The sequence below is a fragment of the Pseudonocardia humida genome (assembly GCF_023898865.1).
Classification (GTDB): Bacteria; Actinomycetota; Actinomycetes; order Mycobacteriales; family Pseudonocardiaceae; genus Pseudonocardia; species Pseudonocardia humida.
Map to the genome: position 1 here is coordinate 1 of NZ_JAGSOV010000062.1, position 13,638 is coordinate 13,638.

Annotated in this window: 16 protein-coding genes and 1 pseudogene; 12 read left to right on the forward strand and 5 right to left on the reverse strand. The window is 74.2% G+C overall.

Translation table 11 applies throughout. The features are described 5' to 3' along the window. Positions 1-398 precede the first annotated feature (398 nt). The 3 genes and pseudogenes from KDL28_RS29105 (at position 399) to KDL28_RS29115 (ending at position 2,215) form a co-directional block, all read left to right on the forward strand. Positions 399-977 carry a GNAT family N-acetyltransferase gene (locus KDL28_RS29105; protein ID WP_252443724.1) on the forward strand — a complete coding sequence of 193 codons (579 nt, stop codon included), beginning with the start codon at positions 399-401 and terminating at the stop codon, positions 975-977. Positions 978-1,122: 145 nt separating this feature from the next. Then, a pseudogene (locus KDL28_RS29110) lies at positions 1,123-1,389 on the forward strand (RNA polymerase subunit sigma-24); the annotation flags it as partial. Between the two features lie 121 nt (positions 1,390-1,510). Continuing rightward, complete coding sequence (locus KDL28_RS29115) at positions 1,511-2,215, forward strand: VOC family protein (RefSeq protein ID WP_252443726.1); 705 nt, start codon at positions 1,511-1,513, stop codon at positions 2,213-2,215. An 8-nt stretch (positions 2,216-2,223) separates the two neighbouring features. Here the strand turns inward: KDL28_RS29115 and KDL28_RS29120 are convergent, their stop codons facing one another. Then, positions 2,224-2,655 (reverse strand): MarR family winged helix-turn-helix transcriptional regulator, encoded by a 432-nt coding sequence (locus KDL28_RS29120; RefSeq protein WP_252443728.1) that lies wholly within the window; start codon positions 2,653-2,655, stop codon positions 2,224-2,226. Positions 2,656-2,746: 91 nt separating this feature from the next. Between KDL28_RS29120 and KDL28_RS29125 the strand changes: the two genes are divergently transcribed. The 6 genes from KDL28_RS29125 to KDL28_RS29150 all read left to right on the forward strand — a co-directional run bounded on the left by KDL28_RS29125 (position 2,747) and on the right by KDL28_RS29150 (position 8,464). Further along, on the forward strand, positions 2,747-3,811 hold the full coding sequence (locus tag KDL28_RS29125) for a substrate-binding domain-containing protein (protein ID WP_252443730.1): 1,065 nt from the start codon (positions 2,747-2,749) through the stop codon (positions 3,809-3,811). A gap of 92 nt (positions 3,812-3,903) precedes the next feature. Next, on the forward strand, positions 3,904-4,197 hold the full coding sequence (locus KDL28_RS29130; RefSeq protein ID WP_252443732.1) for an FmdB family zinc ribbon protein: 294 nt from the start codon (positions 3,904-3,906) through the stop codon (positions 4,195-4,197). 97 nt (positions 4,198-4,294) lie between these two features. Continuing rightward, complete coding sequence (gene fmdA, locus KDL28_RS29135; protein ID WP_252443734.1) at positions 4,295-5,548, forward strand: formamidase; 1,254 nt, start codon at positions 4,295-4,297, stop codon at positions 5,546-5,548. 103 nt (positions 5,549-5,651) lie between these two features. Beyond that, the gene (locus tag KDL28_RS29140) at positions 5,652-6,290 is read left to right on the forward strand and encodes an AmiS/UreI family transporter (RefSeq protein ID WP_252443736.1); all 639 of its coding nucleotides are present in this window, start codon (positions 5,652-5,654) and stop codon (positions 6,288-6,290) included. Between the two features lie 38 nt (positions 6,291-6,328). Further along, entirely contained in the window at positions 6,329-7,006 is a 678-nt protein-coding gene (locus tag KDL28_RS29145; protein WP_252443737.1) for a response regulator transcription factor, read from the forward strand. 72 nt (positions 7,007-7,078) lie between these two features. Then, the gene (locus KDL28_RS29150) at positions 7,079-8,464 is read left to right on the forward strand and encodes an alpha/beta hydrolase domain-containing protein (RefSeq protein WP_252443739.1); all 1,386 of its coding nucleotides are present in this window, start codon (positions 7,079-7,081) and stop codon (positions 8,462-8,464) included. A 60-nt stretch (positions 8,465-8,524) separates the two neighbouring features. Here the strand turns inward: KDL28_RS29150 and KDL28_RS29155 are convergent, their stop codons facing one another. Continuing rightward, positions 8,525-8,935: a hypothetical protein gene (locus KDL28_RS29155; protein ID WP_252443741.1), complete on the reverse strand. Its 411-nt coding sequence runs from the start codon at positions 8,933-8,935 to the stop codon at positions 8,525-8,527. A gap of 196 nt (positions 8,936-9,131) precedes the next feature. Here KDL28_RS29155 and KDL28_RS41740 point away from each other — a divergent pair, with 196 nt between their 5' ends. After that, a complete protein-coding gene (locus KDL28_RS41740) occupies positions 9,132-9,518 on the forward strand; it encodes a DUF732 domain-containing protein (RefSeq protein ID WP_252443743.1) in 387 nt (128 codons plus the stop codon). 64 nt (positions 9,519-9,582) lie between these two features. Here KDL28_RS41740 and KDL28_RS29165 read toward each other — a convergent pair whose 3' ends face one another. Beyond that, complete coding sequence (locus KDL28_RS29165) at positions 9,583-10,395, reverse strand: alpha/beta fold hydrolase (RefSeq protein ID WP_252443745.1); 813 nt, start codon at positions 10,393-10,395, stop codon at positions 9,583-9,585. A gap of 62 nt (positions 10,396-10,457) precedes the next feature. Here KDL28_RS29165 and KDL28_RS29170 point away from each other — a divergent pair, with 62 nt between their 5' ends. After that, positions 10,458-10,943 carry a MarR family winged helix-turn-helix transcriptional regulator gene (locus KDL28_RS29170; protein ID WP_252443747.1) on the forward strand — a complete coding sequence of 162 codons (486 nt, stop codon included), beginning with the start codon at positions 10,458-10,460 and terminating at the stop codon, positions 10,941-10,943. 103 nt (positions 10,944-11,046) lie between these two features. On the opposite strand, the gene KDL28_RS29175 is transcribed toward KDL28_RS29170, so the two are convergent. Both KDL28_RS29175 and KDL28_RS29180 read right to left on the reverse strand, forming a co-directional pair. Continuing rightward, positions 11,047-11,250 (reverse strand): hypothetical protein, encoded by a 204-nt coding sequence (locus KDL28_RS29175; protein ID WP_252443749.1) that lies wholly within the window; start codon positions 11,248-11,250, stop codon positions 11,047-11,049. A gap of 144 nt (positions 11,251-11,394) precedes the next feature. Further along, positions 11,395-12,294: a LysR family transcriptional regulator gene (locus KDL28_RS29180; RefSeq protein WP_252443888.1), complete on the reverse strand. Its 900-nt coding sequence runs from the start codon at positions 12,292-12,294 to the stop codon at positions 11,395-11,397. Positions 12,295-12,398: 104 nt separating this feature from the next. On the opposite strand from KDL28_RS29180, the gene KDL28_RS29185 reads away from it, so the two are divergent. Beyond that, positions 12,399-13,592 (forward strand): MFS transporter, encoded by a 1,194-nt coding sequence (locus tag KDL28_RS29185; protein WP_252443751.1) that lies wholly within the window; start codon positions 12,399-12,401, stop codon positions 13,590-13,592. Positions 13,593-13,638 lie beyond the last annotated feature (46 nt).

Here is a 13,638-nt window from a genome sequence, read left to right on the forward strand (position 1 = left end):
CGCCCTGGCCTGCCCCACAGCCTGGTCGAGCTGGCGCCGACGACACCAACACCGCGCCCGCACCAGCCACTACCAGCGCCAGGAAGCAACCCTCAACTGGCCATAACGATCTACGGCTGGAGTACTAGGGAGCGTCCTCGAAGCCGTTCGGCCTGGCCTGGTTTGATCTTGAGTTGTGGTGTGCAGGCACGAGTTGACCGACGAGCAGTGGCAGGCGGTCGAACTCGACTATCGTCACCACCATCGGCCGTTCGATGGTGCTGCCCCCGAGGCTCCGACCGCGACCGGCGCCCGTCGGCCGCGGGCGGATCCGCTGCGTGGGCCACGGCGATCCGGTCCCGGCCGGGGTCCGGATCGGACGACCTCGACGTCCGTCCCGATGACGAAGGAGCAGCGACATGACGACCGTCGCGGCGGCCCCCCTCACGCCGCAGACCTGGGCGGACTTCGAGAAGGTCATGGGATCGAACGGCGGGGCCCGGGACTGCTGGTGCATGCACTGGCGGCTGTCCTTCGCCGAGTGGGAGGCCGGCCGGGACGGCGGGAACAGGAGCGCGCTGCGGGCACGTGCCGAGCAGCAGCCGCCGCCCGGCCTGGTCTGCTACGTCGACGACGAGCCGGTCGGGTGGGTCGGGATCGGTGACCGCTCCGAGTACCCCCGCCTGCAGCGCTCGCCGGTGACCAAGGCGCTCGACGACACGCCGGTCTGGGTGATCACCTGCCTGTACGTGCGGCGCAGCCACCGCCGGCAGGGCCTGCAGGCCGGGATGATCGAGGCGGCGTGCTCGTTCGCCGCCGAGAACGGTCTGCGGACGGTCGAGGGCTTCCCCGTCGAACCGGCACCGGGCACGAAGGCCGGCGCGGACAACGCCATGACCGGGATGGCGTCCGCGTTCGTCGCGGCCGGGTTCACCGAGGTCGCTCGCCGGAAGAAGGACCGGCCGGCGATGCGCCGCGACGTCGGCCGGAAGGGGTGAGGGCGGCGATGGAGCCGCGCGACCGGCGGGCCCGCCGAGCGGACACGCTGACCAAGCCGGCCACCCCGGCGATCGACGTCCGGGTCTCCAGCGCCCTCCGCGGCCGGCTACGTGTTCCTCGTGCTGCGCCCCTGTCCGCGGGCAGGCCCGCGTGGCGCCGTCGCCGGTCGTCGAGCTGAACCGCGCGGTCGCCGTCTCGATGGCCGACGGTCCGGCGGCCGCCCTGGAACTGGTCGACGGGCTGGGCGGGCGCTTGCGCGACTACTACCTGCTGCCGAGCGTCCGCGGCGACCTGCTGGCCAAGCTGGGCCGCGCGGCCGAGGCCAGGGCCGAGTTCGAGCGGGCCGCCGGGCTCACGGCCAACGAGCGCGAGCGGGACCTGCTGCTCGCCCGGGCCCGCGAGTGTGCGTGAGCAGCGTGCAGCGGGACGCCGTCGCCGAGGCGCCCGTGTGGCCGGGCGGGCGCATCGGACGAGCCGGGCTCGGGGCTGGACGCGGTTGCACCGACGCCCCGCCCGCTGCACAGTGGCGCCGGTGCGACTCGAGAACATCGTCTGGGATGCCCGTGACCCCCACCGGCTCGGCCGGTTCTGGGCGGCCGCCCTCGGCGCGGAGTCGATGACGAACGAGCCGGACCTCTTCGAGGCCCGGCTGCACCTCAGCGACGAGGCGTTCCTCGATCTGTGCTTCCAGCGGGTCGCCTCGCCCTCCACCTCACCGGCCCGCCTGCACCTCGACCTCGCCGGCGGACCGCGCCAGCAGGAGGTCGCGCAACGGCTGCTCGACCTCGGCGCCGAGCACGCCGACATCGGCCAGGGCGGGGTGCCGTGGACGGTGCTCAGCGATCCCGACGGCAACGCCTTCTGCGTGATGGAGGACCGCGAGGTCTACCGCGGCACCACCGGGCCCATCGCGGCGCTGCCGCTCGACAGCGCCGATCCCGACCGGGACACCGCGTTCTGGGCCGAGATCACCGACTGGGTACCGCGGGCGGGGACGACGACGCTGCGCCACCCGTCGGGTGTCGGCCCGCTGCTCGAGCTCTGCCCCGAGCCCGAGCCCAGCCGCGGGAAGAACCTGCTGCACCTCGACGTGCGCCCCGACGCCGGCGACCACGACATCGTCGAACGCGTCCTGGAGCGGGGGGCCACGGCGCTCTCCGACCCGTCCGACCACCCCTGGCGGGTGTTCGCCGACCCCTCCGGCAACGAGTTCTGCATCCTGGCCCGGCAGTCCTGAGGCCGCGCTCAGCCCGTGGGGGCGTCCGAGGAGCGCAGGCCGTGCGAGAGCCGGCGCAGGAGCTCGTCGAGCGCGTCGGTGTCGGGGCCGAGGATCTCCCCGAACTGCTCCCGCACGGTCGCCGCGGCGACGTCCCACACGGCCAGGGCCTGTCGGCCGCGGGCGGTGGCGAAGATCAGGACGCGCCTGCGGTCCTCCTCGTCGACGCGGCGCAGCACGAGGTTGGCCGAGACCATCCGGTCGACGAGCTTGGACAGCTTCGGGGCGAGCAGGAGGGCGTGCTCGGCGACCGCGCTCATCGGGCAGCCGCCCCGCTGCGTGAGCAGCGACAGGATGCGCCACTGGTCGACGTCGCCGCCGGCGGCGCGCAGGGCGTCGTCGAGGCGCTGGGTCGCGGCACGTTCGACGAGCGAGAGCAGGCGCAGCGATTCGTCGCTCACTCGACCCGTCCTCCGAACGGAGCAGTCCGCGAACTGCGGATGTGGCTAGCGTGGCCGGATGGCCCGCTACGAGGCCCCTCAGCATCTCACGATGCCGCCCGTCCGCAGCCGCGACGTGTTGAACATGGCGCTGGTCATCCCGTTGCAGGGGCCGGCGGGCATCTTCGGGCCGTCGTGCGAGAGCTGCGCCTCGCTGGCCGTGGAGGAGATCAACGCTGAGGGCGGCGTGCTCGGCCGCGAGCTGAACCTGGTCCCGGTCGACGGCGGCGCCGCCCCGGCGACGGTGGCCCGCGAGGTCGACGCGCTGCTCAAGGCCGGCTCCGTCGAGGCCGTGACGGGCTGGCACATCTCGGCCGTCCGCGAGGCCGTCGCCCCGGTTATCGACGGCCGGGTGCCCTACGCCTACACCGCGCTGTACGAGGGCGGTGAGCACCGGCCCGGGGTGTTCCTCACCGGCGAGACGCCCGACCTGCAGCTGGGCCCGGCGCTGGACTGGTTCGCCGCGTCGGCCGGGGCCCGGCGGTGGACGATCGTCGGCGACGACTACGTCTGGCCGCGCCGCTCGGCCGCGGTGGCGCGGCGCTACCTGCGCCGCATCGGCGGCACGGTCTGCGACGAGGTGTACGTGCCGCTGGGCACGACCGAGTTCGGGCCGGTGCTGCGGCGCGTGGAGCGCAGCGGCTGCGACGCCGTGCTGATGCTGCTGATCGGCGCCGACGCCGTCGAGTTCAACCGGGCGTTCAGCGCGCTCGGCCTGGACCGCGACATGCTGCGGTTCAGCTCGCTGATCGACGAGAACGTGCTGCTCGCCTCCGGCGCGGAGAACACGCGTGGGCTGATGACCTCGGCGGGCTACTTCGAGGACCTCACGACGGCGTCGAGCCTGGACTTCGCGACGGCGTACTTCCGCCGCTTCGGCGCCGAGGCGCCGGTGCTCAACAGCCTGGGCGAGTCGTGCTACGAGGGCGTGCGGCTGCTCACGGCGCTCATGCGGCGGGCGGGCTCGGCGGAGGTCCCGCCGATGACGGCGGTGGCCGAGGGGCTGTCCTACGAGAGCCCGCGCGGCACCGTCCAGGTCCGCGACCGCCACCTGCGCCAGCGCGTGTTCCTGGCCGCCGCGGACGGCCTGACCTGGGATGTCATCCAGCAGCTCTGATCCAACCCGACCGTTGACACCCCCGCGCCCGACAAGTACTTTCCTGAGAAATAGTTTCCGCACCGGCCGATGACGACCGTGAGGGGCCCCCGATGGCGACGTACACGTACCGCTGCGACGCCGACGGCCCGCTCGACGTCCGCCGACCGATCGGCACCGCCCCGGCGACGGTCCCGTGCCCGACCTGCGGCGCGACCGCGCCGCGGATGATCACCGCGCCCATGCTGGGGCTCGCCGACCGCGGCCGGATGGCCCTGATCGACCGGACCGAGGCCTCGCGGACCGAGCCCGCCGTCGTGTCGACCATCCCGGGCGCACCCCGCCCTGGTCGCGCCGCACCCGCGCCGCGGCTGGACCCGCGCACCCGCCACCTCCCCCGCCCCTGATCCCAGCCCGATCCCGGCCCCCCGGGGCCGCGTCCTCATCGGCCCGTCCGTCGGACGGGCCGCGATCGACCGTGCCACCGAGAAGAGGTGCTCCCGCATGCCCGAGCTCGTGTTCCCGCTCGACTCCGAGAAGAAGTTCACCGAGCAGCGCATCGTCGGCCACAACCGCTGGCACCCCGACATCCCCGCGCAGGTGCGCGTCAAGCCCGGGGACAGCTTCCGGGTGCACTGCCGCGAGTGGTTCGACGGCGCGATCCACAACGACGACTCCGCCGAGGACATCCTCAACGCCCCGCTGGCCGGCGTGCACGTGCTGTCCGGCCCGATCGCCGTCGAGGGCGCCGAGCCGGGCGACCTGCTCATCGTCGACATCCTCGACGTCGGCCCGATCCCGCAGGAGGACTCGGGGCCGCTCGCCGGCCAGGGCTGGGGCTACACCGGCGTCTTCGCCACCCGCAACGGCGGCGGGTTCCTGACCGAGCAGTTCCCGGACGCCTACAAGGTCATCTGGGACTTCCAGGGCGGGAAGGCGACATCACGGCACGTGCCGGGGGTGTCGTTCACCGGCATCGTGCACCCCGGGCTGATGGGCACCGCCCCGTCGGCGGAGCTGCTGGGCCGGTGGAACGCCCGCGAGCAGGCCCTCATCGACACCGACCCGGACCGGGTGCCCCCGCTGGCGCTGCCCCCCAACCCCGACTCCGCGGTCCTGGGCAGCCTGAGCGGCGACGACTTCACCCGGGCCGCGGCGGAGGGCGCCCGCACCGCACCGCCGCGCGAGAACGGCGGCAACCAGGACATCAAGAACCTCACCAAGGGTTCGCGGGTGTTCTACCCGGTCTTCGTCGACGGCGCGAAGCTCTCGATGGGCGACCTGCACTTCTCCCAGGGCGACGGCGAGATCACCTTCTGCGGGGCGATCGAGATGGGCGGGTTCATGGACCTGCACGTCGACGTCATCAAGGGCGGGATGGCGACCTACGGGGTCAGCGAGAACGCGATCTTCATGCCGGGCAACGTCGACCCCCGCTACGACCAGTGGCTCGCGTTCTCCGGCACGTCGGTGACGCTCTCGGGCGAGCAGCGCTACCTCGACTCGCACCTGTCCTACCAGCGGGCCTGCCTGCACGCCATCGACTACCTGCAGAAGTTCGGCTACAGCGCCATCCAGGCCTACATGATCCTGGGCGCCGCGCCGATCGAGGGCCGCCTGTCGGGCGTGGTCGACATCCCGAACTCGTGCTCGACGGTCTACCTCCCGACCGCGATCTTCGACATCGACGTGCGGCCGAGCGCGAACGGGCCGCAGCAGGTCGACCCCGGTCAGGGCGTCCCGATGGCGAAGGCCTGACCGACTCCGGGCGCCCGGCACCGCCGGGCCCCCTGCGGTGACGGGCGGCGCGAGCGCGGCGCCCGTCACCGATCACCCGTGTACCCCGAGAGAGGGACGAGCCATGGGATCGGTCGGACTGCTGTTCGTCGGCGCCGTGCTGTTCATCAACGGGGCGATGCTGCTGGGCTGGGTGGACGCGACGTCCGCCGCGCCGATGAACTTCTTCGTCGGCGCGCTGCAGATCATCACCCCGACATACCTGATCTTCACCGCGAACGGCGACGCCGACACGATCCTGTCGGCGGCGGGGCTCTACCTGTTCGCCTTCACCTACCTCTACGTCGGGTTGAACCTGACGTTCGGCCTCGACGGCACCGGGCTGGGCTACTTCTGCCTGTTCGTGTTCGTCTCCGCGCTGGTCTACTCCGGACTGAACTTCACCCGGCTCGACGACCCCGGCTTCGGCGTGATCTGGCTGCACTGGGCCTTCCTGTGGCTGCTGTTCTTCCTGGTGCTCGGCCTGAAGCGGGAGAGCCTGAGCCGCTACACCGGGGCGGTCTGCGCGATCCAGGGCTGGGTGACGGGGTGGGTGCCCGCGCTGCTGCTGCTCACCGGCACCTACGCCGCGCTCGCGGTCCCGCTGGCCGTGGCCCTCGCCGTGTTCGGTGTGGTCGTCTTCGGGGGCCTGTACGTCGTCATGGTGCGGCGAGCGGGGCACCCGGACGCGCCGGTCGCACCGGACCGGCACGTCGCGGCCTGATACGCCGCCGATATGCCCCGGTCGGGAGGATGGGGGGCATGCGGGTGCTGATCGTCGAGGACGAGCCCTTCCTGGCCGAGGCCGTCCGCGACGGCCTGCGGCTGGAGGCGATCGCCGCCGACATCGCCGGCGACGGCGACACCGCCCTGGAGCTGCTGAGCGTCAACACCTACGACATCGCCGTCCTCGACCGCGACATCCCCGGCCCGTCGGGCGACGAGATCGCCGAGAGCATCGTCGCCTCCGGCAGCGGCACGCCCATCCTCATGCTCACCGCCGCCGACCGGCTCGACGACAAGGCCTCCGGGTTCGGGCTCGGTGCCGACGACTACCTGACGAAGCCGTTCGCGCTGCGGGAGCTGGTGCTGCGGCTCAGGGCGCTCGAGCGCAGGCGCGCGCACAGCAGACCACCGGTGCGGGAGATCGCCGGCCTGCGGCTGGACCCGTTCCGCCGCGAGGTCCACCGCGACGGCCGCTACGTCGCGCTCACCCGCAAGCAGTTCGCCGTGCTCGACGTGCTCGTCGCCGCCGAGGGCGGTGTCGTCAGCGCCGAGGAGCTCCTGGAGCGGGCGTGGGACGAGAACGCCGACCCCTTCACCAACGCCGTGCGCATCACCGTCTCCGCCCTGCGCAAGCGCCTCGGCGAACCCGCGATCATCGCCACCGAGACCGGCGTCGGCTACCGCATCGACACCGAGCGGGGCTCGTCGCGGTGATCGGCGGGGCTTTGCGGACGGGCGCCGGTCGGTCAACCTGGTGGACGACAACGCCGTCAGCCAGGGAGAGCCATGATCGATGGACCCGTCACCGGTGGTGACCACGGCTGGGCCTTCGGCCGGCCGGTCGTCGACCTCGCCGAGCACGGCTACGTCGAGGAGGAGTTCTTCCTCTCCGGCGACGCCACCACCTACCGCCGGATAGAGGGCACTGGGTGGGGTCGCGACGGGCGGTGGCACGCCGAGCCGAAGGGCACGCAGCCGTTCACCACGCGGATGCTCGTCTACCGCCCCGCCGATCCGCGACGGTTCAACGGCACCGCGGTCGTCTGCTGGAACAACGTCACCGCGGGCTACGAGCTCTTCCACGGCGAGACCCCGGAGATCCTGGAGGGCGGGTACGCCTTCGTCGGCGCCACCGCGCAGCGCGTCGGTGTGCACGGCTTCGCGGCCGACCCGCAGGGCCTCGCCGCCTGGGACCCGCAGCGCTACGGGATGCTCGACATCCCGGCCGACGAGTGCTCCTACGACATCTTCGCGCAGGTCGGACGCGCGGTCGGCGCGGACCGCGACACCTCGGGCGTCGATCCGCTCGGCGGGCTCGACGTGCGCAGGGTGATCGCCATGGGGGCCTCGCAGTCCGCCGCCCGGCTGGCGACCTACGTGAACGCGATCCACCCGCTCGGCCGCGTGTTCGACGGCTTCCTGCTGCAGATCTACTTCGGGGCCGGCGCCCCGCTCGAAGGCGGCGACCGCACCGTGTCCCCCGCCGCCGGCCCGGGCCCGGCCCGGCTGCCGCGCGGCGCCAACCTGCTCCGCGAGCTCGACGTGCCGGTGATGGTGGTCAACTCCGAGCTGGAGGCGATCGCCTGCCACGGCGTGCGCCAGCCCGACACCGACCGCTTCGTCACCTGGGAGTCGGCGGGCACCACGCACGTCGCGGTGCAGGCGCAGGCGCTGCGCAACCGGAAGTACGAACGCGAGTTCGGCGTCGCGCCGCCGCTGTCCGAGCGGATGAACCGCATCGCGATCACGCCGTACTACGACGCCGCACTGCACCACCTGAACCGCTGGGCCGGGGGCGGCGCCCCGGCGCCCGGCCAGCCGAAGATCGAGTTCGCCGGCGACGAGCCGACCGTCGTGCGCGACGAGCACGGCATCGCGCGCGGCGGGGTCCGGCTGCCGCAGGTCGAGGCCCCGGTGGCCACCAACAGCTCGGTCCCGGTGAGCACCGACTTCGCCGGCGCGCTCCGCGGGTCCAACCGGCCCTTCACCCCCGAACAGCTCGACGCGCTCTACGGCGACGAGGCCGGCTACCTGGCGCGGTTCGAGGCGGCCACCCAGCGGGCCGTCGAGGCCGGCGTCCTGCTCCCCCGCGACGCCGCCCCCGCGGTGGCGGAGGCCGCCGCGGAGTACCGGCGCGCCCGGGCCGCGCACCGCACCCCGATCGGCGGGTAGGCGGTGCGGTCGCGGGTCGGCGGCCCCGATCCGCGGGGCGCCACCCGCGGTCGACGCGACCTACCGGGCGCGGCCCACGCCGTCGGTCCGGTGCCCAGCGGGCGCCCTGCCGTCGCCCGGCACCACCGCGGCGCCGGCGAGGTACAGCAACCCGGCCGGCAGGAACGCCACGCCGATGCCCAGCGCCAGCAGCAGGCCCCACCCGCCGACGACCGCACCGGCGAGCAGGTCGACGACCCGGGCCGCGACGCCGACCCGCGGAGCCGCCAGCGGGAGCAGGGCGGCGACGACGGGCACACCCAACAGGTAGATCGCCGCGGAGCCGGAGTCCTGCACCGTGGACGGCGCGAGCAGCCCGGCGGTGAGGACGACGATCGCCGCCCCGGCCGGCCGGACGATGCGCCGCGCGTCGGCGGGCCTGCCGATCAGCAGGGCGGCGGCCACCGCCACCACCGCCACGAGTGCGGTCACCACTGCAACGCCGAACACGGGCACCCCCTGCGGCCGTCGCACCCTGCGAGTCGTCCCGGACGCAGGATAGCTCCGGACGGCTCCCCGCCCCTCCCGCTCGCCCGTGCCGACGACGTCCGCGACCACGCCGCCGAGCCGGTGCTGCGCTCCGCGGGCCGGGCTGTAACCAGTCGCTCACACTCGGTGATGATCAGGAGTGACCCGCTCCCCGCGACTCGCCCTCGTCCTCCCCCCGCTCGTGCCGGCCGGCTGCGCCGGCGCCGCGCCGACCCCCGCCGAGGCCCCGCCCGCCCCGCCGGCCCCGGCCGCGACCGCCGCCCGACCCGCGACCGGACCCCTGACTCCGCCGGAACAGCAGTTCGTGGAGCGGCTCGCGGCGGTCGAGCCGGCGCTGGCCGAGCAGCCCGAGCAGGCCGTCGGCCGGGGCGAGAGCATCTGCTTCGGCCTGCAGAACGGCCTGCCCGAGGACAAGCCGGCCGCCAACGCGGTCGAGCGGTTCACCGCCGGCGACCGCCGGCTCTCCGAGGCCGACGCCGCGCAGGTCGTCGAGGCCGCGCGCGAGACGCTCTGCGCGGCCACCTGACCAGCCGCTCGCCGACCGGGTCGGCCCGCGGGCCGCGGCCCGGCCGGATCGGCGCACCCGCGCGTCAGCCCCAGAGCCGCAGCACCTGCTCGGCGAAGGCCTCCGGCGACTCCAGCGGAGGCAGGTGCCCGGCTCCGGCGATCGCCGCGCTCGTACCGCGCGGCATCGCCGCGGCCGCGGCCGCCGCCCGCTCCGGCGACCAGATCGGGTCCTCGCCGCCGGCCACGAACAGGGTCGGTGCGGTGATGCGCGGCAGCCGCTCGCTCAGGTCGGGGCGCTCCAACATCATCGCCGTCATCACCCGGTGCAGGCCGGTGCGGTCGGCCCCGGCGAACGCGTCGGCCACCAGCTGGACGGCGGCCGGGTCGTCGGCGCGGGTCGCCGGGCTCAGCAGGCTGGCCTGGACCGCCGCGCGCAGCGGGCGCGCGGCCCCGGTGACCTTGTAGGCGGCCACGAGCAGCGCGATCCGCTTGTGCTGGGCGGGCGGCAGCGGCGTGGGCGGGGCGGCCACGGCGGTCAGGGTGCGCACCCGGTCGGGGTGCCGGGCGGCGAAGGCCAGGCCCACGTGCCCGCCCCAGGCGTTGCCGACCCAGTCGACGTCGGCCGACCCCAGCGCGTCGAGGACCTGCACCGCGGCGGCAGCGCAGGTGTCCAGGTCGGTGCCGTGGGGCGGGCGACCGCTGCGGCCGTGGCCGGGCCCGTCCACCAGCACCAGCGTGCGGTGGGCACCGAGGCGGTCCCGCACGCGGTCCCACTGCCGGGAGTCGATCAGCATGCTGTGCCACAGCAGCGCGGGCGGGCCACTGCCGACGGTGCTGACGTGCAGCTCTCCGGCGTCGGTGGGGATCGATGCGGTGGTGGCGGGGTTCGTCGGCACGGCTGGTCTCCTCAAGTACTACGGAATCCGAAGTTTCGGCTTCCGTAGTATCATTCCGGGCCATGGCATCGTCAAGTCCGGTCCGCCCGCTCCCGCAGGACCGCCCGGCCGTGGGACAGCTGCTGGTGCGGCTGCTGCACCGGTTCCGGCGGGAGGTCTTCGAGGTCGCGCAGGAACGCGGGTTCGGCGACATCCGGGAGGCCCACCTGCAGGTGTTCGGCAACGTCGGGGTGGACGGCATCCGGCTCACCGCACTGGCCGCCCGGGCCAACCTCAGCCTGGCCGCGGCCGCCGAACTGGTCGACGACCTGCAGCGCCGCGGCTACCTGGAGCGGGTGCCCGACCCCACCGACGGGCGCGCCCGGCTGATCCGGCCCACCCCTCGCGGCCGCGAGGCGCTCGCCGTGGCCGGGCACCGGGTGGCCGAGATCGAGACCCGCTGGGGCGACATCGTCGGCGCGACGGAGTTCGACGAGGCCTGCCGCACCCTCGACCGGCTGCTCGCGGTGCTCGACGCGGAGGCCGACCGGCCGGACCGGCCGCGGTAGGACGCCCCCTCCCCCACGCGGCGCCGAGCGGCCCGGCCGGGCCCGTGCCACGACCCTGCTGGACGGGAGGCGCCGCCGCGCACCTCGGACCGGCGACCGACGATCACGGTCCGTCCGAGTCCGAGTCCGAGTCCGGGTCCGAGTCCGACCACCGCGGCCGGGCCCAGGGCAGGATCGCCACGTCCTGGAACAGGGCGTGGTACACCACGGTCGCCCCGGGCTCGACGCTGAACAGCGGCATCGCCACCGCCTCCCGCAGCTCCTCCAGGCTCAGCAGCCGCAGGTCGCGGTCGAGCACCCGGTGCACCAGCCACCGCTCGTCGTCGGTGATGCCGGACGCGAGGTCGCCGGTGATGACCCGCTCCCACCCGCCGCTCCCGGCCTCCGCGGACCAGGGTGGCGGAGTCGGTGGGCAGGCGACCGGCGACTTCGTGCGCCGACCGCCGCGGGCTCAGCCCGCGCCGTGCGCGACGGGGAGGTCGACGGGGATGTCGAGGACGGCGAGGAAGGCGGTCGCCGCGGGCGAGCAGCCGTCGCGGCTCCAGGCGGCGTACTCGACCCGGACCGGTGCGTCCACGACCTCGACCGTGGTCACGCCGGTGAGCTGGGGGACGTAGGCGGACGGGAGCATGGCGACGCCCAGGCCCTGCTCGACCAGCCGGGCGATGAGGTGCGCGGTGGTCACCTCGAAGGCGACGTCGCGGCTGAGGCCCGCGGCCGAGAAGGCCTGGTCGGACTGGGCGCGCCCGGCCGTCCTGGCCGGCAGGTCGACGAACACCTCGGTGGAGAGCCTGCGGAGGTCGACCGCCGGTTCCCCGGCGAGGGGATGGTCCGGTGCGACCACCGCGACGAGCCGGTCGCGGGCGAGCTCGCGGGCGTCGACGCCGCGGGGCCGCGCCGTGGTCGGCAGCCCGAGGAAGGCCACGTCGACCGCACCCTGCTCCACCTGCTCGACGAGTTCCTCGCTCGCCCGCACGCGCAGGCTGATGCGCACGTGCGGGTACCGCCGGCGGAACTCGCGCAGGGCGCCGGCGACGTCGATCGCGGCGACCGTGGAGATCAGGCCCACGGCGAGTCGCCCGCGCACCTCGCCGACCGCGGCGGCGACCTCGGCGGCGGCGCGCTCGGCGGCGTCCAGGCACTGGCGGGCGGCGGGCAGGAACGCGGCGCCGGCCGGCGTGAGGCGCACCCGGCGGCTGGTGCGCTCGAAGAGCCGGGCGCCCAGTTCCCGCTCCAGGCGCGCGATCTGGTGGCTGAGGGCGGACTGCACGACCAGGCACCGCTCGGCGGCCCGGGTGAAGCTGCTCGTCTCCGCGACGGCGACGACGTAGCGCATCTGCTGGAGCTCCACGGATTCATCGTTCATCGAGATCGATGGGATGACAAGCATGTATTGGATTCATCGCTCGCCTTCGACTGGAATCGCCGGTGACACCCAGCGGACGAAGGAACCACATGGAAACGCAGGAGCGCCGGTACTCGACCCGGAGGGGCTGGTCGGGCGTCGCGGCGATCACGGCCAGCCTCTTCGTCTTCCTCACCACCGAACTGATGCCCATCGGCCTGCTCACCCCGTTGAGCACCAGCCTGGGCACGTCGACGGGGACGGCCGCGCTGATGGTCACCCTGTACGGCATCTCGGCCGGACTGGGCGCGCCGTTCATCGTGGCCTGGACCAGGCGCCTCGACCGGCGCGCGCTGCTGACGGCGCTGCTGGCGGTGCTGGCACTGGGGAACGTGGTCACCGCCGTCTCCCCGGACTACCCGCTGGTGCTGCTCACGCGGCTGGTCACCGGATTCGCCAGCGGCGTGTTCTGGGCCATCGGCGTGAGCATGGCGATGCGCATCGTCCCGGAACGACACGCGAGCAGGGCGGCCGCCGTCGTGATGTCCGGCATCTCGGTGGCCGCCGTCGTGGGCATCCCCTTGGGCACGGTCGTCGAGAGCGTCACGGATTGGCGGAGCACGTTCCTCATCTGGGCCGGTCTCAGCGTGCTGGCGCTCCTCGCGGTCGCCGCGGCGGTCCCGTCGCTGCCCCCGCAGAACACCGTGACGCTCCGGGAGGTCTTCGGGCTGCCGCGGCGGAACGCGCGGCTGCGCCTCGTCCTGCTCGTCGTCGTGCTGTTCGTGCTCGGCCACTTCGGGGCGTACACGTTCGTCCGCCCCTTCCTGGAGGGCGGCGCAGCGGCCACGCCCGCGTTCATCACGGTGTGCCTGGTGGTCTTCGGGGTGGGCGGGGCCGTCGGGAACGCCATCGCCGGGTGGACGGTGCCCAGGAGCCCGCGGACCGGCTACGTCGTCGGCGGCTCGGGACTCGCGGCGACCCTGCTGCTGCTCGCGGTCGGCCGGGGCGAGGTCGCCCCGGTCGTCCTGCTGGCCCTCTGGGGCATCTCCTACGGCATCACCCAGCTCAGCCAGCTCACCATGACGCAGGCCGCCGCACCCGGGACCTTCGAAGCCGCCATGTCGCTCAACACGCTGGCCTACAACACCTCCATCGCGATCGGCGCCTTCGTGGCCGGCCTGCTCGTCGACGGCCTCGGCGTCACCAGCGCCGTCTGGTTCGGGGTGGCGCTGACCGCGGCGTCGGTGCTCGTCGCGCTCAGCACCCGCCGGACGACGTCGGACGAGCCGGCCCCCACCGGGTGAGCCGTCGCCGCCCCGGGCGGTGCGGCCCCGGCGGCGGGGACGCGGA